Origin of the sequence: Luteitalea sp. (assembly GCF_044337415.1) — a bacterium.
Taxonomy (GTDB): domain Bacteria; phylum Acidobacteriota; class Vicinamibacteria; order Vicinamibacterales; family Vicinamibacteraceae; genus Luteitalea.
In genome coordinates, this window is record NZ_JBIINP010000060.1 from 1 (window position 1) to 23,295 (window position 23,295).

Annotated in this window: 24 protein-coding genes; 13 read left to right on the forward strand and 11 right to left on the reverse strand. The window is 70.8% G+C overall.

Translation table 11 applies throughout. The features are described 5' to 3' along the window. Positions 1-1,322 (reverse strand): amidohydrolase (locus ACIRDX_RS11190; RefSeq protein WP_396625506.1); only part of this gene is annotated, 1,322 nt, incomplete at its 3' end. Positions 1,323-1,399: 77 nt separating this feature from the next. Between ACIRDX_RS11190 and ACIRDX_RS11195 the strand changes: the two genes are divergently transcribed. Further along, on the forward strand, positions 1,400-2,896 hold the full coding sequence (locus ACIRDX_RS11195) for a serine hydrolase domain-containing protein (RefSeq protein ID WP_396625529.1): 1,497 nt from the start codon (positions 1,400-1,402) through the stop codon (positions 2,894-2,896). 83 nt (positions 2,897-2,979) lie between these two features. Further along, entirely contained in the window at positions 2,980-3,981 is a 1,002-nt protein-coding gene (locus ACIRDX_RS11200) for a sugar phosphate isomerase/epimerase family protein (protein WP_396625507.1), read from the forward strand. 62 nt (positions 3,982-4,043) lie between these two features. Here the strand turns inward: ACIRDX_RS11200 and ACIRDX_RS11205 are convergent, their stop codons facing one another. Both ACIRDX_RS11205 and ACIRDX_RS11210 read right to left on the reverse strand, forming a co-directional pair. Then, on the reverse strand, positions 4,044-5,759 hold the full coding sequence (locus tag ACIRDX_RS11205) for a M28 family metallopeptidase (RefSeq protein ID WP_396625508.1): 1,716 nt from the start codon (positions 5,757-5,759) through the stop codon (positions 4,044-4,046). Positions 5,760-5,861: 102 nt separating this feature from the next. After that, positions 5,862-7,199: an alpha/beta hydrolase family protein gene (locus tag ACIRDX_RS11210; protein WP_396625509.1), complete on the reverse strand. Its 1,338-nt coding sequence runs from the start codon at positions 7,197-7,199 to the stop codon at positions 5,862-5,864. Positions 7,200-7,357: 158 nt separating this feature from the next. Between ACIRDX_RS11210 and ACIRDX_RS11215 the strand changes: the two genes are divergently transcribed. Next, on the forward strand, positions 7,358-7,819 hold the full coding sequence (locus ACIRDX_RS11215; protein WP_396625510.1) for a hypothetical protein: 462 nt from the start codon (positions 7,358-7,360) through the stop codon (positions 7,817-7,819). Between the two features lie 36 nt (positions 7,820-7,855). On the opposite strand, the gene ACIRDX_RS11220 is transcribed toward ACIRDX_RS11215, so the two are convergent. Next, entirely contained in the window at positions 7,856-8,767 is a 912-nt protein-coding gene (locus ACIRDX_RS11220; protein WP_396625511.1) for a hypothetical protein, read from the reverse strand. Between the two features lie 177 nt (positions 8,768-8,944). On the opposite strand from ACIRDX_RS11220, the gene ACIRDX_RS11225 reads away from it, so the two are divergent. After that, positions 8,945-9,148: a hypothetical protein gene (locus ACIRDX_RS11225; RefSeq protein ID WP_396625512.1), complete on the forward strand. Its 204-nt coding sequence runs from the start codon at positions 8,945-8,947 to the stop codon at positions 9,146-9,148. Between the two features lie 41 nt (positions 9,149-9,189). After that, positions 9,190-9,606 (forward strand): hypothetical protein, encoded by a 417-nt coding sequence (locus tag ACIRDX_RS11230; protein ID WP_396625513.1) that lies wholly within the window; start codon positions 9,190-9,192, stop codon positions 9,604-9,606. On the opposite strand, the gene ACIRDX_RS11235 is transcribed toward ACIRDX_RS11230, so the two are convergent. Continuing rightward, positions 9,596-9,832, reverse strand: coding sequence for a hypothetical protein (locus tag ACIRDX_RS11235; RefSeq protein ID WP_396625514.1), 237 nt, complete (start codon positions 9,830-9,832; stop codon positions 9,596-9,598). The two genes, ACIRDX_RS11230 and ACIRDX_RS11235, sit on opposite strands and share 11 nt — an antisense overlap. 213 nt (positions 9,833-10,045) lie before the next feature. Here ACIRDX_RS11235 and ACIRDX_RS11240 point away from each other — a divergent pair, with 213 nt between their 5' ends. The 4 genes from ACIRDX_RS11240 (at position 10,046) to ACIRDX_RS11255 (ending at position 12,797) form a co-directional block, all read left to right on the forward strand. Beyond that, positions 10,046-10,708 (forward strand): hypothetical protein, encoded by a 663-nt coding sequence (locus ACIRDX_RS11240; RefSeq protein ID WP_396625515.1) that lies wholly within the window; start codon positions 10,046-10,048, stop codon positions 10,706-10,708. A gap of 73 nt (positions 10,709-10,781) precedes the next feature. Continuing rightward, a complete protein-coding gene (locus ACIRDX_RS11245; RefSeq protein ID WP_396625516.1) occupies positions 10,782-10,985 on the forward strand; it encodes a hypothetical protein in 204 nt (67 codons plus the stop codon). A gap of 98 nt (positions 10,986-11,083) precedes the next feature. Further along, positions 11,084-11,863, forward strand: coding sequence for a Crp/Fnr family transcriptional regulator (locus ACIRDX_RS11250; RefSeq protein WP_396625517.1), 780 nt, complete (start codon positions 11,084-11,086; stop codon positions 11,861-11,863). Between the two features lie 136 nt (positions 11,864-11,999). Next, on the forward strand, positions 12,000-12,797 hold the full coding sequence (locus tag ACIRDX_RS11255) for a DUF1080 domain-containing protein (RefSeq protein ID WP_396625518.1): 798 nt from the start codon (positions 12,000-12,002) through the stop codon (positions 12,795-12,797). 29 nt (positions 12,798-12,826) lie between these two features. Here ACIRDX_RS11255 and ACIRDX_RS11260 read toward each other — a convergent pair whose 3' ends face one another. The 3 genes from ACIRDX_RS11260 to ACIRDX_RS11270 form a co-directional block, all read right to left on the reverse strand. Then, complete coding sequence (locus ACIRDX_RS11260) at positions 12,827-13,651, reverse strand: DUF1080 domain-containing protein (protein WP_396625519.1); 825 nt, start codon at positions 13,649-13,651, stop codon at positions 12,827-12,829. Between the two features lie 92 nt (positions 13,652-13,743). Then, complete coding sequence (locus ACIRDX_RS11265) at positions 13,744-14,973, reverse strand: ComEC/Rec2 family competence protein (protein WP_396625520.1); 1,230 nt, start codon at positions 14,971-14,973, stop codon at positions 13,744-13,746. Between the two features lie 43 nt (positions 14,974-15,016). Continuing rightward, positions 15,017-15,574 carry a hypothetical protein gene (locus ACIRDX_RS11270; RefSeq protein ID WP_396625521.1) on the reverse strand — a complete coding sequence of 186 codons (558 nt, stop codon included), beginning with the start codon at positions 15,572-15,574 and terminating at the stop codon, positions 15,017-15,019. Between the two features lie 95 nt (positions 15,575-15,669). Here ACIRDX_RS11270 and ACIRDX_RS11275 point away from each other — a divergent pair, with 95 nt between their 5' ends. Together ACIRDX_RS11275 and ACIRDX_RS11280 are read left to right on the forward strand one after the other, a co-directional pair. Continuing rightward, entirely contained in the window at positions 15,670-16,905 is a 1,236-nt protein-coding gene (locus tag ACIRDX_RS11275) for a sialidase family protein (protein WP_396625522.1), read from the forward strand. Between the two features lie 75 nt (positions 16,906-16,980). Then, the gene (locus tag ACIRDX_RS11280) at positions 16,981-17,145 is read left to right on the forward strand and encodes a hypothetical protein (RefSeq protein WP_396625523.1); all 165 of its coding nucleotides are present in this window, start codon (positions 16,981-16,983) and stop codon (positions 17,143-17,145) included. A gap of 16 nt (positions 17,146-17,161) precedes the next feature. On the opposite strand, the gene ACIRDX_RS11285 is transcribed toward ACIRDX_RS11280, so the two are convergent. Next, entirely contained in the window at positions 17,162-18,490 is a 1,329-nt protein-coding gene (locus ACIRDX_RS11285) for an alkaline phosphatase D family protein (RefSeq protein WP_396625524.1), read from the reverse strand. 19 nt (positions 18,491-18,509) lie between these two features. Beyond that, on the reverse strand, positions 18,510-19,532 hold the full coding sequence (locus ACIRDX_RS11290; RefSeq protein ID WP_396625525.1) for a substrate-binding domain-containing protein: 1,023 nt from the start codon (positions 19,530-19,532) through the stop codon (positions 18,510-18,512). A gap of 26 nt (positions 19,533-19,558) precedes the next feature. Between ACIRDX_RS11290 and ACIRDX_RS11295 the strand changes: the two genes are divergently transcribed. Beyond that, positions 19,559-20,344, forward strand: a complete 786-nt coding sequence (locus ACIRDX_RS11295) for a class I SAM-dependent methyltransferase (RefSeq protein ID WP_396625526.1) — start codon at positions 19,559-19,561, stop codon at positions 20,342-20,344. Positions 20,345-20,365: 21 nt separating this feature from the next. Here ACIRDX_RS11295 and ACIRDX_RS11300 read toward each other — a convergent pair whose 3' ends face one another. After that, on the reverse strand, positions 20,366-22,183 hold the full coding sequence (locus tag ACIRDX_RS11300) for a murein L,D-transpeptidase (RefSeq protein ID WP_396625527.1): 1,818 nt from the start codon (positions 22,181-22,183) through the stop codon (positions 20,366-20,368). A gap of 234 nt (positions 22,184-22,417) precedes the next feature. On the opposite strand from ACIRDX_RS11300, the gene ACIRDX_RS11305 reads away from it, so the two are divergent. Continuing rightward, a partial coding sequence (locus ACIRDX_RS11305) for a LysR family transcriptional regulator (RefSeq protein ID WP_396625528.1) occupies positions 22,418-23,295 on the forward strand: 878 nt, incomplete at its 3' end.

Sequence of the window (23,295 nt, forward strand, 5' to 3'; positions counted from 1 at the left end):
AGCGAGCGGAACGCGTAGGTCGTCTGCAGGCGCGGCCCACCAATCACGCGCTCGGCCCATCGCCCATCGTCGATCGCGTGATACGGCTGCATGCTCGGGATGACGCCGAGCGAGGCAAATCTCGGGATGTCGGCCGGCGACAGGTGCTGGGCGTGCTCGATGCGGAAGCGGCGGTCGCGGGGGCCGTGGGCCCGCGCCGTCTCGGCGTAGGCATCGAGCAACTCGCGATTGGCCCGATCGCCGATGGCATGGACCGCCACCTGCAGCCCGGCGCGATCGGCGCCCGCGATCCACGCCCGGAGATCGGTCATCGGCGTCACGGCCAGGCCGCGCTCGGTACGACTGCCGGCGTATGGCTCGTCGAAGAGCGCGGTCTTGGACCCGAGCGATCCGTCCACGAAGCCCTTCAGCAGGCCGATGCGCAGCCAGGCGTCACCACGCCCGGCGCTGGCGACACGGTCTCGCAGGCGCGCCCAGTCCGAGAGCGGCACGGCCGCGTAGACACGGGTCCGCAGGCGCCCGGCCTCGTGCGTGCGCCCGAGGGCCTCCACGTCGGCCCAACTCCCCATGTGATGGACCGACGTGACGCCCTGCGCGGCGACGTAGCTCATCGCCGCGTCGATGGCGCGATCGAGCATGGCTGGCGACGGCGCCGGCACCACCCGGTCGACCAGCGCCATCGCGTTGTCCTTGAGCACGCCTGTCGGACGACCTGCGCCCGCTCTGACGATCTCGCCGCCGGCCACCTCGGCGGTCCGCTCGTCGATCCCGGCCGCGCGCAGCGCCGCGGTATTGGCGAGCGCCATGTGGCCGTCGAGTCGATTCACCCACACGGGATGGTCCGGCGTGACCGCATCGATCCACTCGCGCGCGGGTAACTCGCCGCCCCATCGCTCGTGATCCCAGTCGCCGCCGGTGATCCACGTGCCCTTCGGGGCGCCGGCCGCGAACGCGGCGAGGCGGCGGACGAACTCCTCGCGTGTCGCGGCGTCGCGCAGTTGCACGGACGCGAGGCGGAACCCGCCTTCGACGAAGTGGACATGGGCATCGACGAAGCCGGGCACCACGAAGCCCCCGCGCGCATCGACGACGCGCGCGGCCCCCGCCATCGCCTGTACTTCGGCGGTCGTGCCCACGTGCACGATGCGGTCGCCGGCCATGGCGACGGCCTCCGCCGAAGGTCGCCCGGCATCGCCCGTCCAGACCACCCCGTTCACGAGGGCGAGCGTGATGGCGGCACCGGGGTCGCGCGCCGCAGGGCCGCCGCCGGCACACGCCGACGCCAGGCCGATCGCCAGCACGAAGAACACGCGTCGGGACATGGCGTGCATGGTACAGGGGGACGCCCGTCGCCCGAGGCCGGAGGCGACGCGGACGCATATGATCACGGACCGTGCCGATGCCCCACCTGCCCAGACTCCAGCCGCGTCGCCAACTCGTCATCCCCCTGGCGTTGGCAGGCCTCCTCGCTGCTGCCAGCACGCCGGCGCGCGCGCAGGCGCCGGCCCGACCTGATCCCACCACGCTGAACCCGGCAGCCACGGGTGGTTTCTCTCCGCGCGATACGCCCCTCGGGCTCGGCGCCGCGGGCTACGCGAAGATTCTCTGCTCGGCGATCTTCGTCTCGGGGCGCGATGAGGCCGAGGCACGCCGCAACAGCGCCTTCTTCCTCACGCCCGAGGCCGAGCGCGATCACGTGACAGCGGTGGTCGATCGCGAGCGCACGATCGTGCGCGTCACGGTGCGCGGCGTGGTCACGCGCACCGCCGGCTTCTACGGCGATCAGGGCTGCGTCATCCATCCCGAGGGCACCGACTCGGTGTTCTTCACGCCGACCCCGGTGACGACGACACTGCCGGATGCGCGCACGTTGCCATGGCCGATGGGCGACGCGGTCGCCGACGCGCCCTGGCCGGCTGGCCTGGACAAAGCGGCCGTGGACGCGGCGATGGCTCTCGCGTTCTCCGACCCGGAGGCCCTCACCGCCGGCATGCTGGTCCTCCACAAGGGCCGCATCGTCGGCGAGCGTTACGCCCTCGGGGCGACGGCAGACACGCAGCTCGAGAGCTGGTCGATGGGCAAGAGCCTCACGGCGACGCTCGTGGGCCTGCTGATCAAGGAGGGCGCGCTGTCGCTCGACGGGCCGGCGCCGGTGCCGGCGTGGCAGGGCAAGGATGACCCACGCCGCGCGATCACGATCAGTCACCTGTTGCGGATGAGCAGCGGCCTGCGCTGTGCCTCGCCGGGCGACGCCGACTACGCGCCCGACCGCGACGGCTACCCGCCGCACGTGCTGATCTACACGGGCGCCATCGACGTGTTCCGCTTCTCGACGAGCCGGCCGCTGCAGTTCACGCCGGGGACGGAGGGGCGCTACCGCAACTGCGATCCCATCACGCTGGGCTCACTCGTGCGGCACGTGGTCGAGGCACGCGGCGAGGAGTACCTCACGTGGCCGCAGCGCGCGCTGTTCGACCGCATCGGCATCCGTCGGCAGGTGCTCGAACCGGACGCGTACGGCAACTTCGTGCTGAGCGGCTACGACTACGGCACCGTGCGCAACTGGGCGAGACTCGGCCTGTTGTACGCCCAGGACGGCGTCTGGCAGGGCACGCGCCTGCTGCCGGAGGGGTTCGCGCGGTTCGTCAGCACGCCGGCGCCCGGCTGGGCCACGCCCCGCTACGGCGGCCTGTTCTGGGTGAACGGCACGAAGGAACTCGACGCGCCGCCCGATGCCTACTGGATGGCCGGCGCCGGCGGCCAGCGCGTGATCATCATCCCGTCGCGCAGCCTCGTGATCGTGCGCCTCGGCCACATGCGCGGCGACACCGTCGGCATGACGCTCCTCGACAAGGCCGTACGCCGGTTGGTGGACGCGGTGAAGTCGCCCGGCTAGAACCGCAGGCCAGCCGGCATTCCCGGCATTCCCGGCATCGCGGCATTACAATGTGGCCTTCCCTTCCCTGGAGGTCCGTTGCAATGAGTCTGACCCGTCGCGATTTCGGCAAGCTGGCCATGGCCAGCGTCCCTGGGGCGCTGCTCGGTGAAAGTGCACTGACGAGCGCGTTCGCGCAGTCCAAGCCGAACTCGCTGATCAAGGGCGTGCAGATCGGCACCATCACGTACAGCTACCGCGCCATGAAGGACCAGAGCGCGGAAGCGGTCCTCAAGTACGTGGTCGACTCCGGCATCAGCGCCGTGGAGTTGATGGGCAACCACATCGAGGGGTTCGCCGGCGCTCCGTCGATGCCGCGGCCGTCCGGGGGCGGTCCCGGTGGCCCTGGAGGCCCTGGAGGCCCGGGCGGTCGGGTGCCCCCGACTCCGGAGCAGATCGCCGCGCGCGAGAAGTACATGGGCGACCTGAAGACCTGGCGGCTCTCGCAGTCGATGGACAAGTTCAAGGCGCTGCGCAAGATGTACAACGACGCCGGCGTCACCATCTACGCCACGAAGCTGCTCGCGCCGAACATGTCGGACGAGGAGCTCGAGTACGTGTTCTCGATGTCGGAGGCGCTCGGGGCGAACCACACGACGCTGGAACTGTCGACCGATCCGGCCGTGCTCAAGCGCCTCGGCGACTGGGGCGTGAAGAAGAAGGTGTACGTCGGGTACCACACCCACCTGCAGGGTTCGATGACGGCGTTCGACGCGGCCTTCGCGGCCTCGCCGGGCAACCTGGCCAACATCGACCTCGGGCACTACGTCGCGGCCGGGGCTGGCGATCCGGTGGCCTTCCTGGAGAAGCACCACGCCCGCATCTGCAGCTTCCACCTGAAGGATCGCAAGTCGAAGGAGAACGGCGGCGCCAACGTGCCCTGGGGCCAGGGCGACACGCCGATCCAGCGCATCCTGCAGACCGTCAGCAAGAACAAGTGGAAGTTCCCGGCGACGATCGAGATGGAGTACGAGGTGCCGGCCACTTCGGACCCCGTCGCCGAAGTGAAGTCGTGCGTCGAGTTCTGCCGCCGCGCACTCGCCTGATTCGATGAGGGGCCGGGGCTCGCCGCGCCTGGCGCGGCGAGCCTCATGAATCGCGCGCGCCGCTACTTCCGCATCTGCTCGCGGGCGGCGCGGAACTCGTTGCCGGGCGCCCACTCGGGCCACGTCGCCGCATTGGCCACGCGATAGCCAACGCCCATCAGCAACCGACCGTCCTCGACAGCTCCCGACAGATCCCAGTCGTCCTTCACCTCGTCGGACGGCGCATGGTAGTCGCGGCTCGTGTACTCGTCGCGCTTCTTCGTGCCGTAGTCGGCGTCCTTGCCGACGTACTCGATGCCGCTGTCGATGTAGAGCGCCGGCACGCCCTTCTTGGCGAAGTTGAAATGGTCCGAGCGGTAGTAGTAGCCCTTCTCCGACTCCGGATCGGGCCGCAACGTCCGCCCCTGCTCGGTGGCCGCCTCGCGCAGGTAGTCGTCGAGTTGCGACGCGCCGAGGCCGATGACCGTCAGGTCCTTCGTGCGCCCCCACTGGTTGACGCCGTCGATGTTGACCACGGCGACCGTCTTCGCCAGTGGATACACCGGGTACTCGGCGTAGTAGGCCGACCCGAGCAGGCCCTGCTCCTCCGCCGTCACCATCAGGAACACCACCGAGCGCTTCGGCTTCGGCGTCGCCTGCGTGAAGGCGCGGGCAATCTCGAGCACCATCGCCGTGCCCGACGCGTTGTCGAGTGCCCCGTTGTAGATGCGATCGCCGTCCACCGGCTCGCCGACGCCGAAATGATCCCAGTGCGCGGTGTAGAGGACGAATTCGTCCTTCAGCGTCGGGTCGCTGCCCTCCAGCTTCGCCAGCACGTTCTTCGAGGCCATGGTCCTCACCGTGGACCCGATGGTCAGCGAGGCCGACAGGCCGAGCGGCACGGGCGTGAACGCGCGCGTGAGCGCCTGCTTCTTGAGCGCGTCGAGGTCCTGCCCTGCCATCGCCATCAGCTTCCGTGCGGCGTCCAGCGACAGCCAGCCCTCGATGCTGGCGCGGCTCATGCCCTTGTCCTCGCGCACCAGGTCCAGGCGCTCGCCGAGGTTGCCCTGCACGACGGTGAACGGGTAGCCGGCCGGGCCGGTCTCGTGGACGATGAGTACGCCGGCTGCGCCGCGGCGCGCGGCCTCCTCGTACTTGTAGGTCCACCGACCGTAGTACGTCATGGCACGGCCGCCGAAGACCTTCTCGTCGAGCGTCGCGGGATCGGAGGCCGAGGGCACCTGCGGGTCGTTGACCAGGACCACGATGGTCTTGCCCTTGATGTCGACGTCCTTGAAGTCGTTCCAGTCGAACTCGGGCGCCGTCACGCCGTAACCGACGAAGAGCAGCTCGGAGTTCTCGATGCTGGCCTGGTCAGCGACGCGCTTGCTCCAGGCCACCACCTCGTCGCGCCACGCGAACGTCGTCGTCTTGCCGCCGCCGGTCACGGTCAGGGGACGCTTCTGCGACGGCGTCAGCCCGACGAGCCTGACGTCCTGCACGTAGGTGCCGTCGGTGTTGCCCGGCTGCAGGCCGAGCGCCTTGAACTGCTGCTCGAGATAGGCGACGGTGCGCGTCTCGCCCTCGGTGCCGGGCTTGCGCCCCTGGAGTTCGTCGGCCGACAGCGCGCGGATCTGCTCGAGGAGGCGCGCGCCGTCCATGGCCGGCAGGTCGGCCAGCGGCACGGGCCGTGCCGGTGCCGGTGCCGACGCAGGCGCTGGCGCGGGCGGCGCAGGTTCACGACTGCAGGCGGCAGCCAGGGCGAGGGGCAGGAACAGGGCAGCGACAACGGGTCTCATGACCGACGATCCTACCGTGACAGCAGGCCTGCGCCTTTCGTGTTCGTGGGCGTCGACGTTCACGTCGACGCCTCAATGTGGGACCGTGCAGGCGCCCTGCCCTCACCTGCCGCCGGGTGCGGGCGAGGCGTGCTCGAGGATCAGGCCAACGGCCGTGCCACGCTTGAACCCCTTCCAGTAGGTGTGCGTCGGCAACGGCTTGCCTTCCCTGTCCATGGCGTACACCGCCTCGCTCCCATTGGCGACGACGTCGAAGTAGGCGCCCCTGGTCGCGTCGTCCTTCAGGTAGCGGTCGAAGTGCGCCGTCGCGAAGTGCTGCAGGATGTTGTTCATGCGCACGCTGTCCCACACCGGGTCGGCGTGCTGCGTGAAGCCGATGACGGCGCGCCCGGTGGCGTCGAGCGTCTCGGCAGGCGCCTCGTGCGGGGCGGCCGCGTTGTGGTTCGCGTTCACGAACGTGAGCAGGTGGCGATCGGCGTTGACGGTGGCCTCGTACATGGCGCGTACGCCCTTGGTGTAGCCCGAGATGTCGTCGACGCTCCCGGCCACGTACAGGACCGGCGTGCGGATGCCCGAGAGGCCCGCCGCATCCCACGCGCCGACCTGCATGCCCCAGGGGCCGATGGCGATCACGGCCTTCACGCGTGGGTCGATCGACGCACGGTACGCGGCGTTGCTGGCGGCGCGCTCGGCCAGCAGGCGATTCGGCGGGCCGCCGCGCATCGCGACGGCCGCGTCGCTGTAGCCGCCGCCGACGACGTTGATCACGCCGTAGCCGCCCATCGAGTAGCCGACCAGGCCGGTGCGGCTGACGTCGATTCGTCCGCTCAGGAAATGCCCGGATCCCGGCGCGGCGAGCCGCGCCATCTCGTCGAGCACGAACAGCTGGTCGAAGGCACGGTTGTAGAGCGTGCTCGCGAAGGCCTGCTGGTCGTCGTAGGTACTGTCGGCGTGGTCGATGGACACGACGATGAAGCCCTTGCTCGCCAGGTTCTCGCCGAGATGGCTCATCAGGTAGCGGCTGCCCGGATAGCCGTGCGACAGAATCAAGAGCGGGAACGGCCCACCGGTGGCGACGAGCGGCGCGTCGCGCGCGGCTCGTCCCTGGAGCGTGACGGCAATCGACGGATCGCGGGCGATGGTGCGGTAGGTCGCCCCTGACGCCTGCCCTGCCGCCAGGGTCGCCGGATACCAGACCTCGAGCACGAACTGGCGGTCGTAGCGCGCGGTCGGCTGGCCGTCCTTCGTGCGCAGGATGTCGGGCCGCTGGCGATCGACGGCCCTCAGCGTGCGCACGCCGATGGCCTGCGGGCCGAAGGCGGCCAGTTCCGGCGCCACGGGGGTCACGACGTCGATACGGGTCGGTTGCGCGTGCGCGGCGGCGACCGCGACGACGAGCGAGAGCAGGGACGCGGCGTACGGCCGCAACAGGGTCGGCATCGGCGTTGGCGGATTTTGGTGCCACCATACATCAGCGCGGCGGCAGCACGCACCGCCACGGGCGGCCGCAGGGACCGCGCTCCGCCCTTCGACGAGGCTCGAGGTGGCCCGGGCGCCAGTCCAGGGCCGAACCCGCCCCGTCATCACGAGGACACCGCATGTCAGACCGCAAGTACCGCCAGCACGGCTACCAGGACGACGACCGCGATCGCACGAGGCAACCCGAGCGCGACCGTCGCCCGCCCATCGAGCCCGGCGCGCCGGCCGCCACACGCCGACTCTCCTCGGAGGGCGCCCGCAACCCGAAGCTCATGGGCTACCACGAGGTCGTCAAGTGCGCACGCTGCGGCGCGCCCGTGGACCCGGCGATCCTGTCGCGGAGCGCGTGCGCCAAGTGCGGGCAGTCGCTGCACTCGTGCGTGCAGTGCGCGCACTTCGACACCAGCGCGACCTTCGAGTGCCAACAGAAGATCCCCGCCCGCGTGTCGCCCAAGGACGCGGCCAACGAGTGCACGCTGTTCGGCGTCCGCGCCTCCTGGGAACGCGAGACGTCGTCGACCGTGGCCCCCTCGACCACGTCGAGCGCCAAGAAGGCCTTCGACGACCTGTTCAACATCTGAGCCGGGGCCGGGCAGGGGCCCGGCGGGCTCACGGCCTCACTCGCCCGTGGCCGCACACTGCGCGCGCGACGTGACCAGCATCGTCGCGAACGCCGAGCGCTCCTGGTCGAGGATCGTGTAGCGGAGGGCCACGCCGTTGTCGAGCGCGAGTTGCTCGAGGCCCTGGCTGGCACAGGCCAGTTGCAGCAATTGCCGCTGCGCGCGCTCCAGGACATTGCCGGCAATGGCCTCGCGGGATGTGACCTGCGTCAGGCGCACGAACAGGCCAATCGCTTCGGGGTTGGTCTCCACGCGTTCCAGCGCCATGCCGCCGGCCAACGGTTGCGGGAGTTGCGCGTTCAGGTCGTCGACCAGGGGCGCCAAGGCCGTGACCACCTCGGCGGGCGCGCTCGGCGCTGCCGGCGCCTCAGGCGCATCCGGCATGGTGTACAGGACCAACAGTACCGGGCATGCGGCGACCGCACCCCAGTTCTTCAGCGAGAAGCGCGTGTTGCGAACGATGCGGGGCACGTCGCGCGCGGCCGGCAGCCCGTTGATCACCGACTGCACGAAGGCCAGGATGGCCACGGGCACGAGGAACTGCACCCACTCGGGCGCCCCCAGCAGGTGGCTCGTCAGCGCCACGAAGTACGCGATGGCCAACAGCGGCGGCGACAACAGCGTCGGCGTGCCCTGTCGATCGGCCTCCTCGTTGACGCGATCGAAGAAGAAGTAGGCGAAGACATTGGCAAAGAGGACCCGCGCCCACGGCCACACGTCCTCGCCGCCCTGATCCCGCAGCCGGACCCAGTGCCGGTACCACCAGTAGAACTGGTACATCCCCAGCGTCAGCAGGTTCATGACGATGAACTTGGGGACGCCCACGAGGAAGAACGGGACGTCACGTCCCTGGGTGGACTCGGCAGGCAACGACACCTGCGGCTCCGCATCGACGATGGATTCGGACAAGCTGCGCCTCGCACTGCGATGGCAGCCACACCTCGGGAGGGGGTGCGGTGTTGCTGGGTTCGGGCCGGATCATAGCCCGATCAGGCAAGGGACGACGCCGGGTGTGGCCGCGCGTCAACGCGGGTCGGTGTGCCGGACAGCACAGCGGCGGGCGGCGGCACACGATACCGTCGGGACATGACCCGTGATTACCTCCGCCTCGCGATCGTCGCCACCTGGTTGGTGATCGCCACCATCGTCAGCCTCACCCTGACGCCCCACAGTGCCAGCGGCTGGCTCACCTGGAGCGTGTTGGGACTCGTGTTGCCCGCAGTCTTGTGGGTGGTGACCACGCCCGCGCCGCTCACGATGAGCGAAGCGATCCAGCGGGGACGCGAGTGAGCCTCGCCGCCCTGTGGACCACGCCCCCCCCGGTGCGGAAGGTGGAACGCAAAGTGTCTCCGGCCATCCTCGTCGGCATCGTCGACATCAGCGCGGACGGACAGCAACTGCTGAGCGCGCTGCTGTTCAGCCTCGGCTGTCGCATCATGACCGTGGACTGCCAGTCCGACAGCGGCGGGGCCATCGCGGCGCGGATTCGCGGGGGCGCGCCCCAGGTGGTGGTGTGGCAACTGGGACCGGCGCACGAGTCGTCGTGTGAACCGTTGCTGTCGTTGCTGGCGGCCGGGACCTTCGGCGAGACCAGCCTGGTGGTGGTGTCGCCTGCGCCAGCCGAGACCAGGGCAATCCTGGCCAATCACGACGTGCTGGTGCTCCCGGCGCCCTACACGCCGGTGACGCTGATGCACGCCGTCGCGGCCGCCCAGGCGGCGACGCGTCGCGACCGCATCACGACCTGACGGGCGAGGAACCCGGGCGCCCGCCAGCGGCCACGCCGCCGGCGTCGCGCTCCATCGCGTCCACGCGATCGCTGGCTTCGCTGCGCAACGAGGCCGACTCGCGCGCCACCGTCGCCTCGCCTGGCCTGTGCTGCTGGGGACGTCGGCGGTCGAGCGCGGCAATCACCTCGCGCAAGGCCCCGAGGATGCCGGCACGGCTGCGTCTCTCTCCGGCGGGGACGCTCACGCCGCGCCTCCGACGAGTCCTTCGATGCAGATGGTCACCTGACGACAGTGGCACACACCCGCCGCAGCCGTCTGTGTTCAATGGCACAGCGTCAGGGGCGGCCCGGGCCGCACGTCGGCCGGCGGGCGAGGTGTGCGTTCGGGGACAGCGCCCGACGACGCGACGGCGCATGCTCGGAGCATGTCCTCTTCCCCGCCCACCCGTGGAGCCCTCATGGCCACCGTTCGCCATGTCGTCACCGGCCTGTTCGTGCTGGCGGCGATGACCGCGTCCCTGCATGCCGACGCGCCCTCCCGCTATCGCGAGCATGCGATGGGCGACCAACTCGCCGACGTGCTCGCCCGCACCAGCGCGCGCCCCGCAGACGTGCGGACCCTGCACGAGCGTCCCGCCCTGCTGCAGTCGCTCGAATGGCATCGACCGTACTCGAGCCACGACGAGGCGCCCGATCCCGTCAAGACCGTGACCTTCGCCTTCGTGGATGGGCAGTTGTACCAGTTGACCGTCGACTACGACCGCATGCGCGTTGGCGGCCTGACGACGGCGGACCTGCTGAAGGGGGTGGAGACGGTGTACGGCCCACGGCAGGCGACGGGCACCCCGCCGCCGATCCCGCCTGGGAGCCCCGCAGGCACGGTGATGCTGGGCCACTGGACCGATGCCGAGGCGTCGGTGATGTTGCTGCGTGGTCCCTACGAGGATCTCCGGTTGGTCGTCCGTTCGAACGCGCTGGGCGATCAGGCGCAGCGCGCGATGGCCTCGGCCATCTCGCAGGATGCCCTCGAGGCCCCGGCCAGGCGCACGGCCGCGAAGGCGGCAGAAGCCGCCGCCCTGCAGGATGAACGGACGAAGAATCGAACGGCCTTCAAGCCGTGAACGCCGACCTGTCGGGTGACCCGCTGTGTCGAAAGGCACAGCAGCGGTGGCGGGGACGGGCTAGGGTTGAGGCATGACTCGTGAACAGATCCGTCTTTCGCTCGTCGCTACCTGGCTGGTGCTCGCGGCGGTCATCGGCATCACCTTCACGCCCACGGGCGCAGCCGGCTGGCTGACCTGGCTCGTCCTTGGCGTGCTGCTGCCCGTGGGCCTCTGGGTGGTGACCGCGCCGGAGCCGCTGACGATGACCGAAGCCATCCGCCGCGGACGCGACTGATCGGTCAGCCCGGGCGGCCCCGGGTGCGACGCGACGTGCTACCCTCGAAGGGCATCGAGCCAGCCTGCGCGTCGCCCTTATCCCGAAGACGACGCGCCGTGAGCCTGGGACTCCGCGTCGTCGGGTCGCCCATGGTCTTGACCGCTCGTCGCCTGCCTGACACGGCAGCCGGCTTCCGTCGTCCGCTTCCTCCCTCTCCATTCCGCACGTACGAACCTCCTGCGACGCCGCAGGTCGATGACGTACACGCCGCGGCACGTGCGCATGTGCTGGCCGCCGGGCAGCGCCACGTGCTGGCGCGTGGCGGTGTCGCCTACTCGCAAGGCGACCAGGCCGCGTCGATCGGCTGGGTCATCGACGGCCGCCTGATGCTGTCGGTGGTGTCCGATGACGGCCGCGAGGTGATCCTGGGCATCGCGTGCGCCGGGGACATGTTCGGGGAGACCGCCCTCGGCGCCGGGCAGCCGCGCGCCACGACCGCGATTGCCCTCGAACCGGCGACGATCGTCCAGGTGGACGCGCGCGACCTCGCGGCGCTCTCGCGCGAACACGCCGACGTGGCCGCGTTCCTGGTCGACGCCTTGCTCACGCGGGTCGCCGACCTGCAGGCGCGGCTGGCCGATCACATGATGCAGGGCAGCGAGGCGCGGCTGGTCCACCTGCTGCTCCAGCTCGCCTCGGCGGAGGATGTCGATGGGGCCGCGACCCTGCCGCTCGTGTCGCAGGAGGTGCTCGCGCAGATGGTGGGCACGACGCGCTCGCGGGTGAACGTGCTGCTGCGCGGACTGCGCGCGCACGGCGTGGAGCCGAGTCCCACGGGCATCCACGTGCACCCGGGCGTCCTGCGGCACTGGCACGACGCCCGCCGCGAGGCCTGAGCCCCGACCGCTCGCACGCCCACCAGGACCACGCCAGCGGCTCCTGGCGGGCGCGGTGTCCCCGCGCCCTGTCCGGCGCCGCCTGCCTCTTCCCGCTACCCGTGACCCGCTGCCCGCGTTGTGTACACTTCGCGGCATGCGTGCCCTGCTGCTCGTGATCGCCGCACTGCTCGCGCAGGCGCCGGCCGCACCTCCGACGTACTCCCCCATCCAGGACGGCGACGCGCACGGCGACCCGCCGTACCTGCTCGAGGAGGGCTGGGCACCGCTGCTCGACGGGACGTCGCTGGCCGGATGGCAGGCGTGCGATCCGAAGGCCCCCAACGACTGGCGGGCGGTGCGGGCCATCAGCTACGAGCGCGTCCTCTCCCCGACGCAGTTGTCGGGGCGTGGCTCCGGCGGTGGCGTGATCCTGAACGGGGCCACGGGCAAGACCGCCAATCTGTGCTCGTCTCGCGCCTTCGGTGACATCGAGCTCTACCTCGAGTTCATGCTGCCGAAGGGCTCCAACTCCGGCGTGTACCTGCAGGGCCTCTACGAGATGCAGATCCTCGACAGCTTCGGCAAGCCGGAGCCGCTCACCTATGGCGATCTGGGCGGCATCTACCACCAGTGGATCGACAACACGGGCGTCGGGGGTTCCGGACCACGCGTCAATGCGTCACGACGACCTGGCGAGTGGCAGTCGTACCAGGCGTGGTTCCGCGCGCCGCAGTTCGACGCCTCGGGCAAGAAGGTGCAGCCGGCGCGTTTCCTGCGCGTGCTGCTGAACGGACAACTGGTGCAGACCGATGTCGATGTGCCCGGCCCGACACGTTCCGGCATCGACCGCCCCGAAGGTGCCGAAGGCCCGCTGATGCTGCAGGGCGACCATGGCCCGATCGCGTACCGGAACATCCACGTGCGGCCGTTGCGACCGCTGGTGGTCCGCTGATTCGGGTGAGTCAGGTCTCAGGCGATGACTCAGCCCTGAGCCGAGTCGAGCGACTCGATGCGCCGGATCGCGATGTTGCGGAAGTAGACCTCTGCCGCCTCCGACTGCAGTTGGATCCTGCCGCGCGTCAGGGGCACCTCTCGGCCGTCGACGACGTGACGCAGGCCTGACAGCGCGACCTGCGTGTGCCCGTTCACGACGTGGACGCTCCGCTGGCCCAGGCAGTAGAGATCGAGCGTGTTCCACTCCCCCAGCGGACGCTCGACCGTCGCAGCCTTGATGACCCGGTTGCGTGTGCCCGGGATGAGTGGCGCCTCCGGCGAATACACGATGTCGCTCTTCGGCGCCGAGGCCTCCACCGGCCTGCCGTGGACATCGACGAGGACGCCGGCCAGGCTGTAGAAGTCGCCGACGTCGCCCTCCTGGATCTGGAACTCGAACGCGCGCATCCAGAAGCCGTAACTCGCGCCGAGCGGCCCGACCGAGTGATAACAGCAGCCCGTGTCGCGCGGCTGCGCTGGCCTCGGCGGCCATCGGCGCTCGCCCCACCTGACCTCGAGCCTCAGGTGATAGTCGCCGTGGTCGGCCTGGCTGATGAGGGCGCCGTACGTCTCCCCCGACACGCGGATCGCCGGGGCGCCATCGATCTGCACCACCGAGAACACGCCGCGCGGATCGCGGTTGAGCCCGACGACGTCGGTGTAGGTGCCGTCGGCGGCGCGCGCGAGTCCGGGGTAGTCCGACGAGGCGTGCGGCTTGCCGAGGAACGTGTCCCAGCCCGACAGGTCGCGGCCATTGAAGAGCGGGGTCCATGGGCCGGGTACGGGGTACCGGGTTCCGGGTTCAACGGACACGTTGCCGCGCATCGACTCAGCCCCCACAGCCCGTCGACCGACAACGGCCGATGCCATGACGGACAGGGCCGCGCGGCGTCGCATCTGCGGCATCACGGCCTCGACGTGTACGGCCCGTGGACGGCCGTGACGCGCATCGACTCATCCGTATCGTCCACGGCGAAGACCCGGTAGGTCGCGCCGCCGTGGTCGACACGAATCACGATGTGGCCGCGAGACACGAGCAGCCGGTCGAGCATCGGGCCGATGACGAGCCTGTTGGCCGGATGCACGCTGGTGGCGAGCACGTCGCGTTCGCCGTCATAGAGGGTGCGCGACAGCATGCGGTCGAGCACGTCGTGCCCCGGGTGGTCCGACGACCACACCTGCAGAATCCAGAGGCGCGGCTGCAGCGTGGACACCCAGGTCGCGTTGGTCGAGTCGCGGTTGCCGTGATGGTTCGCGCCCGCGACCTCCACGGGCCCGACAGCCGGGGCCACGGCGCTCTCGATGTCGTGCCACTCCGCCGTGCCGAGGCGGGCGCGCCCGGGGATGTCGCCGCCGGTGTAGAAGTCGAACGCCCCATACGTCACGCGGATGCCGAGGCTCGACTCGTTCTCGTTGGGCTGCTGCGCCGGCGGCAGCGTCCGCCAGTCGGCCGGGAACCTGCTGCGCGTGGCCGTGCCCGCGCCCGTCCACACCTGCCCGTTGGCGACGATGTTCCGCACGACGAAGGTGGGATACGAGGCCGGGTCGCGGCGCAACGTGATCTGGTCGGCGCGCCCCGGCTCGAAGCGCTGCATGCGCGACGGGTCGGCCTTCGCGAAGGCGATGTACGCCTCGGCCGTTCCCTTCGCGGGCGCGGGACCGATGCCGTCCGCGTAGTCGGGCCAGCCGCGATCGAGAATCCTGCGAATCGGCACCTGCTGCGCGAGGACCGGCAGGCCGCCCATGTGGTCGTCGTGCAGGTGCGAGACCACCGCGTAGTCGAGTTCGGGCGTGCGGAACGGGCGCAGCACGCGCGACACATACCGCGCGATCCACTCGCCCGGCCGGCGCGAGGTGTCTGGCACCACCGGGACGCCGCGCGGCGAGCCGGGCAGGAACCCGCCGTCGCCCGCATCGAACTGCAGCGACGTGCCGTCCGGCAGCACGAGCAGGGCCGCGCTGCCGCGGCCCGTGTTGATGAGGTGGACGTCGAGGGTGCCCGGCTGCCACGGCGGAAGCACCGTGGGGCTCGGCGCCTGCGTGCGCGCCCGCACGGTGCCGAGGCCGGCGAGGGCGGCTACCGCCATCAGGAGCAGGCCGATACGCGCCGCGCGGGCGATGGGGCGGGGACGCATGGGGCGCATTCTACGCCGCCGTCCACTGGCGGTGGCCCCGCCGTCAGCCCGCGACCGACCTGGTGGGAGCCGGGCGCGCGGGCGCCTTCGTTGGGTGCTCGCGCGCCGCCTCGCGCACGCCGGTCACGAACATCCAGATCGCGAAGATGCCGACGAGGACGCCGAACACGTTGATCGGCGACAGGCGATCGTTGCGGAGGTCGGGCGGCAGGTCACGCATCGCCGGCACGGCGTTGATCCGGGCCTGCGCGGCCAGCAGCGGCAGCGCGGTCAGCAGCGTCACGAGCGCCCAGGCCCCGGGCAACCGCTGCGCGAAGGTGAACACCACGAAGGCCGCCGACAGCAACAGCGCCGAGTCCTTGATCTCGACGCCGCGTTCCCGCGCCCACTCCGTCATGCGCTCGAACAACGGATAGCAGAACAGGACGCCGAAGACCGCGCGCGCCCACGGCCAGATGTCCTCGTCCTCCTGTGCAGCGGCATGCCGCCACTGCTCGTAGAACCAGTACACCTGGTAGAGCCCGAGCGTGCCCACGCACATCACCGCGAGTTTGCGGACGCCCACGGGGAACCAGGGCGAGACGGGCGGAGCGAGCGGCACGATCTCCATGATAGGCGGTTCATGCCTCATGCCTCGCCGGACCGGGTGCCGGGGACGGGGTACGGGGTACGGACGGTCCCCCGTACACTGTGCCGATGACGCTTTCCCGGCGCGGCCTGCTGCGGGGCCTTGTCGCGGCCATGCCGCTCGCGGTGCGGACATCGGCGGCAGAGGAGGCCTGGCTCGGTCCGGTGACGGTCGTGCCAGCGCCGATCGCGTCGCCCAGCGGCCAGCCCTTCCTGCAGGCGTCCCGGGCCGGGACTCTCCTGAGCTGGATCGAGCGGTCGGGCGCGACTGCGGCACTGCGCTATGCCGAGATGGCGGGCGGCGCCTGGGGCGAGGCGCGCACGGTGGCCTCCGGCGACGACTGGTTCGTGAACTGGGCCGACGTGCCGTCGGTCGTCCGCCTCGACGAGCGACGCCTGGCCGCGCACTGGCTGCAACGCAGCGGACCCGAGAAGTACGCCTACGACGTGCGCCTGTCGCACTCGGACGACGGCGGGCGTACCTGGTCTCCGTCGGTCACGACTCACGACGACGGGACGAAGACCGAGCACGGGTTCGCCACGCTGTTCCAGGCGCCCGGCCAGGGCCTCGGCGCCGTGTGGCTCGACGGGCGCGCCACCAAGCCGGCGGCGGGCCACGAGGGGCACGGCGCAGGGGGCGCCATGACGGTGCGCTACGCGGCCTACGACAGCGCCTGGCGACGCACGGCGGATGCCGCCATCGACCTGCGCGTGTGCGACTGCTGTCCCACCACGGTCGCCGTGACCGACGAGGGGCCGATCGTGGCCTTCCGCGATCGCAGCGACGCGGAGGTGCGCGACATCGCCCTGTCGCGACTCGAGGGCGGACGCTGGACGACGCCGACGATCGTCCACCCCGATCACTGGACCATCGCCGCCTGCCCGGTGAACGGCCCGCGGCTCGCCGCCGCCGGACGACGCGTGGCCCTGGCCTGGTTCACCGCCGTCGGCGACATGGGCCATGCCTGGCTGGCGTTCTCGAACGATGCAGGCCGCACCTTCGGCCCGCGTGTGCGTCTCGACGACACCTCCACGATGGGGCGCGTCGATGTCGTCCTGCTCGACGACGGCGCTGCGGTGGTGACATGGATCGACATGGCTGCCGACGGCGCCGCGCTGATGGCGCGGAAGGTGTCTCAGGATGGGACGAAGTCGGGTGCGGTGCGCGTGGCCACGCTCGAGGGCTCCCGCACCAGCGGCTATCCGCGCGTCGCCAGGCACGCCGACACGCTGGTGTTCGCCTGGACCGATGCGCGCGGCGAGACACCGGTCGTGCGCACCGCCACGGCGCGACTGATGCGCTAACCAAGGTTCGACATTGAAGCCGGGGCAGGAGTGCGCCGATGTGTGGGCAGGGACCACACCCGACTCCCGGCCGCAATGCCCTACATCCGAGACGCCATCGCCGTGCACTTCTTCCCGTTCGGGGACCTCTGGAACGGGATCGCCGTCGACCTGCCGGTCATCGTCTTCGGCCTGACGCTCGACGACGTGCGCGAGCAACTCGGCCAGGCGCTGATCGACTACTTCGACACGGCGGCCTGACCCGCGCCTGCGACCGTCAGGGCCTGGACGGCGCCTGCACCTCGCACGCACGCACGCCATCGCACGCGAGCACGAGCCGCATGTTCGGGATGACCCGCCCGGCGCGATCGTGTCCCGTCACCTCCGCCTGCAGCGTGGTGCCGCTGTCGGTGATGCGGAGCACGCCGAACTGCCCGACCTTCCGCGACACGCCCTGGCTGTACGGCCCGCCCTTCTTCGTCGTGCGACGGTCGAGCGGCGCCGCATGCGCCACCACGAACCCCGGTCCCTTGTCGCGGTCCGCCCCGTAGTGCGAGTGCGTCCCATCGTCCATGGCCACCATGTGCGCATCGCCACTCAGCATCACCAGCCGCCGCGTGAGGCCGAGGCGATCGAGGTGCGTGGCGACCAGATCGCGCTCGGTCGCGTACGAACCCCAGTCGTCGCCGCCGTCACTCTCGGGAGCGATCCAGGGCACGGTGTTGACCCACACCACCAGCGGGCGATCGGCAGCGGCCGTGAGCTGATCGAGCAGCCACTGCCGTTGCGTCGGGCCGAGCATCGTGTGCGCATCGGCCGACCGCTGCCGGTCGGGTGTCCGCTGCGAGCGGGCGTCGGTGACGATCACGCGCACGCGACCGATGTCGAAGGCCTGCTGGATGCCTGCGGTGCCACGCTCGTCGATCGGGTAATGGGGCACCGCCTGGCGATACACCTCGAGCGCGGCCGGACGGCTGGCCGAGGCGCCGCTGGCATTGTTGCCGCCGTAGTCGTGGTCATCCCACGTGTAGACGATGGGGACCTGCCGGTAGAGACGCGACTGGGCGGGCGAGGCGAGTACCTCGTCGTAGGCCCGTCGAAAACGCGCGGGGTCGTTGCGCGAGATGTTCTCGTAGTGGAAGTCGCCCATGTGGAGGAACAGGTGCGGGTCCACCTCGCGGATGGCGTCGAACACGGGACTCGACGACCCGGTCCTGGCGCACGACGCGAACGCGAGCGTCGCGTCCATCGGGCCGCGGGCGAACGTCCGCAGTCGCCCGGTGATCGGCGTCGCCTCGCCCGCCTCGACACGCCAGGCGTACGCGGTGCGCGGAGCCAGCCCTCGCACCTCGAACCGCGCGATCCCGTGAGGGTCTGGCATGGCGTCCACGGTGACGACGCCGCTCGTGCCGCCGTCGGGCGTCAGCACCACCCGTGCGCGGCCGATCGACGGCGACACACGGGCGGTGACGGTGGCCCCGTCGTGCGTGATCGCTCCCGACCAGGCCCAGGCGATCGTGGTGCCCGCCCGCGCGTGGAGGGGCCCCGGGGACAGCGACGCGGCACAACACGCCGCAAGGAACACGAGACGCCGCAACACGGTCACGACGCGGAGGCTAGCACAGCTACTTTGCCTCCGGCGGGTTGATCACGGCCTGTACGTCGGGGGCGGCGAGGTTCTCCGGGGTGACCAGCACCACGCCGGTGTCGACCACCGTCGGCACGGTCTTGCCCTGCAGGTGTTCGACCATCGTCTTCACGCACAGGTAGCCCATGTTCACGGGATGCTGCGCGATGAAGCCGTGGAGTTCGCCCTTCTTCAACGGCTCGATGAAGCTCGCGCTGTAGTCGAAGCCCACGAACTTCACCTTCCCGGCCTTCGCGATGTCCTGCAGCGCGAGCAGCATGCCGGCCGTGGCCGACTCGTTGGAGGTGAAGATGCCGTCGAGGCGATCGCCGTACTGGTTCAGCAGGTTCTCGGAGGCGCGCTTGGCGGTGTCGCGCGTGGCACCGGCGTACTGGTCCGACGAGATCACGGTGACCCCGGGGTACTGCTCCGTGAGCGCATCGAGGAAGCCCTGCTCGCGTTCCTCGGTGGCCGCCGAGCCTTCCTGGTAGCGCAGCATCAGCACGGTGCCCTTGCCACCGAGCAGCGCGCCCATGCGCTGCCCCGCCAACCGGCCGCCCTTGCCGTTGTCGGTGCTCACGTAGCTGATGGACGGGTTGGGTGTCGCGAGTGCCGAGTCGAAAATCACCGTGGGGATGCCGACGCGGAATGCCTCTTCCACGGGGCGGCGCAGCGCGCTGCTGTCGAGAGGCGAGAGCACGAGGCCCGACACTCCCTGACTGGTGAACCCCTCCACCACCTGCAGCTGCTGCTCGCGGTCGTCCTCGCGCAAGGGCCCCTTCCAGATCACCTGCACGGGCACGCCCGCGGCCGTGTACTCGGCGGCGGCCTTCTCGGCGCCGATGCGCACACGCTTCCAGTGCTCGTGCGTCGAGCCTTTCGGGATGACCCCAATCCGGTAGCCGGTGGCCGAGGCCGGCCTGGCCGCGCCCGCCTGCCCGCCTGCCGAATCGCCGCTGCCGCAGCCGACGGCGAGCAGCCCCGCCAGCACCATCCACGCCCAGTTGGTCGTCCGCATCATGGTCGGCATATCCTGCCACGGACGCCATGGACGATCGCGAGGTGCGCGGGTACTGGAACGGCAACGCGGACGCGTGGACGCGCCTGGCGCGGGCGGGGTACGACGTCTACCGCGATGGCTTCAACACGCCGGCGTTCCTGGCGATGCTCCCGGACGTGCGCCATCGCACGGGCCTCGACCTCGGGTGCGGTGAGGGGCACAACACGCGCCTGGTCGCCGCGCGCGGCGCGCGGATGACGGCGGTGGACCTGTCGGACGTGTTCCTGCGCCATGCACACGCGACAGAAGTGTCGGCGCCGGCAGGCATCCGGTACGTGCACGCGAGCGCCGGGGCACTCCCGTTCGCCGATCACACCTTCGACTTCGCGACGGCCTTCATGAGCCTGATGGACATGCCGGGCGTGGCGCGGGTGATCGCGGAGGCGGCGCGCGTCCTGCGGCCCGGCGGCTTCCTGCAGGCGTCGATCGAGCACCCGTGCTTCCTGACGCCGCACCGACGCAAGGTGAAGGACGCCGAGGGCCGCACCGTGGCCATCGAGGTGGGCGACTACTTCCGCCCGCGCGACGGCGACATGAGCGAGTGGACGTTCGGGCAGGCGCCCCCGGAGGTCCGTGCCGGCGTCGCGCCCTTCCGTATCCCCCAGTTCACGCGCACCCTGTCGTGGTGGTTGACCCTGTTCCTCGAGGCGGGCTGGCAGCTCGAGCGCATCGAGGAACCACGCCCGAGCGACGAGGTGGTGCGGCACGTGCCTCGACTGCAGGACGCCACCATCACCGCCACGTTCCTGCACGTCCGCGTCCGTCGGCCGTGAGGCCCCGATGACGCGGGCGGCTCAGCGCGCCGCCGTCTTCGTCGCCTTTGCCGCCTTCGTCGGGAACGGATAGCCCTGCTTCAGGGCGCCATCGAGGGCACGGTCATGCCCGTAGATGTCGTCCATGAAGGCGATGGTGCCCGTCGAGGAGACGTGGAACGTGTCGTAGAAGAGCACCACGGCCAGCGGCGTCGTGAGGTCGACGCGCGTCGGGCGGGTGCCGTTCATCGCCTGCTCGATGCGCGCGCGCGTCCACTTCGGCTGGTCGCGCAACACCCACGCGCCGAGCGCAGCCGGGTCCTCCAGCCGGATGCAGCCATGGCTGAAGTCGCGGCGCGCACGTGAGAAGAGCTGCTGCGCGGGCGTGCCATGCAGGTAGATGTTCTCGGCGTTGGGGAAGATGAACTTGGCCAGGCCGAGCGAATTGGATCCGCCGGGGCGCTGGCGCAGCGACAGCTTCCCCGCCAGCACCTTGTCCAGGTTGGCCGGCGTCACCGGCAGCGCCGGCGCGTCGTCGGCGCCGCTGGCGACGATCTCGAAGTTCTGACGCGCCATGTAGCCGGGATCGCGACGCGCCTTCGGGATGATCTCCTTCACCAGGATGCTGCGCGGCGGGTTCCAGTACGGCCGGAACACGACGTATCGCATGCGGTCGATGAACAGCGGCGTCTGGTGCCCCAGCGACTGCCCGACGACGACGTTCATGCGGAGGGGCTCGGTGCCACTGGCCGGATCGGAGGCCCAGAGGCGGAAGAGCGCGACGTTCACGAAGACGGCGGGCGCCGTGCCGAGATCGGGCAGCCAGCGCAGGCGCTCCATCGCCAGTTCGATCTGGCGAATCCGCGCCGCGATCGGCACGTTCAGGGTGCGGATGGTGCCGGCGCCGATGACGCCGTCGGGCTCGAGACCGTGGCGGTCCTGGAAGCGCTTCACGGCCTCGACGAGTTCGGTGCGATAGGTGGGCAACGGGCCGGTGGCCGGATCGGCCGCGAGGTCGCCCAGCACCTGCAACCGCGCGGCGAGGGCCGGCAGGCCCTCCCACGATTGGCCGGGCGTGATCTTCGTGGTCCCCGCCGGCAGCGGCGGCACGTCGGCCGGCTCGCCTGACGCGGCCAGGGCCTTGTACGCGCGCAGCGTGGTGCGGGCCCGCGCGTAGTGCGTGAACTGCGGCGCCAGGCTCTCGACGAGGGCGGCCAGGCCACGCCCGTCGCGCGCCTCGGCCAGCGCGGCCGCCGGCGTCATCGACTTGGGCGGGATGTCGTAGCCCCAGTGCAGCACGGCGGGGTCGACGCGGCCGACGCGCACGGCCCGCAGCAACCGGCCGGCCGCGACGCTGAGCCCCACGTCGAAATGCGCGCGCTCGACCGGCGTCGCCGAGCCTGCGCGCATGGCGGCCCACTGCTCCTGCAGCCAGGCGGCATCGTAGTCGGCCGGGTCGAGCCCGTGGTCGCCCGAGGCCGCCACCGCCGCGACGGCGCCGTCGGTCGCGGCAACCGGTGTCGCACCGTCGAACCAGAGCAGGCGGTCCGGGTCCGCCGCATAGAGGCCGGCCAGATCGGGAGCCACATCGGCGAGGTCGGACCACGTGAGCGCGGGGTGACGAGCGACAGCGAGGATCTCGTCGACGGCAGCCACCGTCGCCTCGTCGGGCCCTGCCACACGGGGCTCTGCCACCAGTGCGCCTGTCGGAGCTGTCGCGGCCGCCGCCACGTCGTTGGCCACCGCGGCCTCACGGCAGCCCGTCCCCGCCGCGAGTGCCACGCCGACCGCAACCACCGGCAACCACCGGCGCTTGCCACGCCACGACGCACCGCGGTGCGCGCCTCCAATCCGCCTCATTCGCGCCTCTCCTCCCCGGCATCATGCCACTGACGAGATTGGGGCCGATCGCCCGCGGTCCAGGCCGTGGCCCACGCCGACACCACGGTGTCATTCGTGATGGGCGGGAGTACCGGGCCGGCGCCACACGGCCACAAGCCGCGCCGGGCACAACAGATGCTTGCAGCGAGTGCAATCCACAGACAGCGACTTTCACCATTTGACATCCTCCAGGGTTGGGGCGATGGTGCGCACATGGACGCCCGCGACCTGTCCCTGCTGCTCACCCTCGACGCCCTGCTCCAGGAGTCCAATGTCACGCGTGCCGCGCGACGTCTCGGGTTGAGCACGCCCGCCGTCAGCCATGCGCTTGCCCGCATCAGGGAGCGACTGGGCGATGACCTCCTCGTGCGCACGGGCCGCTCGATGCGGCTCACCCCGAGGGGCGAGGAGTTGCGCCCGCTCGTGCGCAGCCTCGTCGAGGACGCCGGCCGCGTCCTGGCCAGCACGCGACCGTTCGAGCCGCGGGCCCTGGCACGCACCTTCACGATCACGGCGACCGACCACGCCCTGCTCGTGTTCTCGCCCATCGTCGACCGCATCGTCAGACAGGAGGCGCCCGGGGTGACGCTGCGCTACCTGCCGAGCATCGCCGACGACTGGGTGATGCTGCGTGACGGGACGGTGGACCTCTCGGTGTGCCTGCCGGGCTCGTTTCCGCCCGAATTCAGGCTCTCGCCGCTGCTCACGGAGCGCTTCGTCTGTGTCGGGCGCGCGGGCCACCCTGCGCTCGCGCGGCGACTGACCCTCGAGTCGTGGCTGGCACTCGAGCACGTCGTGGTGGCGCCGCTCGGGAGGCCCAGCGTGGTCGACCAGATCCTCGCCGAGCAGGGCCACGAGCGACGCATCCGTCTCGCGGTGCCGTACTTCGCCGCCGCGCTGCACCTGGTGGCGGAGTCCGACGATGTGCTCACCGTGTCGGAGACGGCGGTGAACGCGGTGCGGGCGCGACTGCCGCTGCGCGTGGTCGAGGCCCCGGTCGCGCTGCCGACGTATCCCGTGAGCCTGCTGTGGCACCCCCGGCTCGACAACGAACCGGCCAATGCCTGGCTCCGCAGCGTGTTCACGCGTGC